The organism is Serratia sp. A07, assembly GCF_058725505.1.
On the sequence record NZ_JBZXDO010000261.1, the window covers coordinates 1 to 510 of the forward strand.

The 510-nt window shown below is 61.2% G+C and carries 1 protein-coding gene and 1 pseudogene; both read right to left on the reverse strand.

The genetic code is table 11. The features are described 5' to 3' along the window. Nucleotides 1-154 (reverse strand): helix-turn-helix domain-containing protein (locus AC4PR2_RS29640; protein ID WP_492176144.1); only part of this gene is annotated, 154 nt, incomplete at its 3' end. A 17-nt stretch (nucleotides 155-171) separates the two neighbouring features. Next, a pseudogene (locus AC4PR2_RS29645) lies at nucleotides 172-510 on the reverse strand (integrase); the annotation flags it as partial.

Here is a 510-nt window from a genome sequence, read left to right on the forward strand (position 1 = left end):
TGCAAATCCGTTCCCTGACGGCGTCGCTTTCCTGTTTCGGCCACTGGTTATGGTTGACAATTTGCGCCAGTGCAGCCTCGCTGATACCGACGGCGGTGGCCAGCGCACTCTGGGTCAGACCGTGCTGTTGTAAACGCTGTTTGAGTACCAGCATGTTGCCCTCTCGTTATCTCAGGACTGGCCCTGGGCCAGTCTCACGACTACGTCGCCCGCCAGCGCCAGGTATTCAGCGGTGATGGCATCAATCTCGGACACCGGCACCCCCTCCGGGTAGCGCTGCGACAACTGGATGTAATACTCGCCGCGCCAGGTCTTGCCCTGGGCCTTGAAGGACTCGCGCAGCATGCGTACCACCTCCAGCGGATTGCGCCGCTCTTCAGGTAACGGCGTACGGACATCCGAAGCGCGCCCCCGATGCGGCAGATAAGCCGGCAACGCCGGGTTTTCCTGTTCGATATACGGATTGAACCGTCCACCGAACGGCAGTTCGCGCGCTTTACGTGCCTGCTC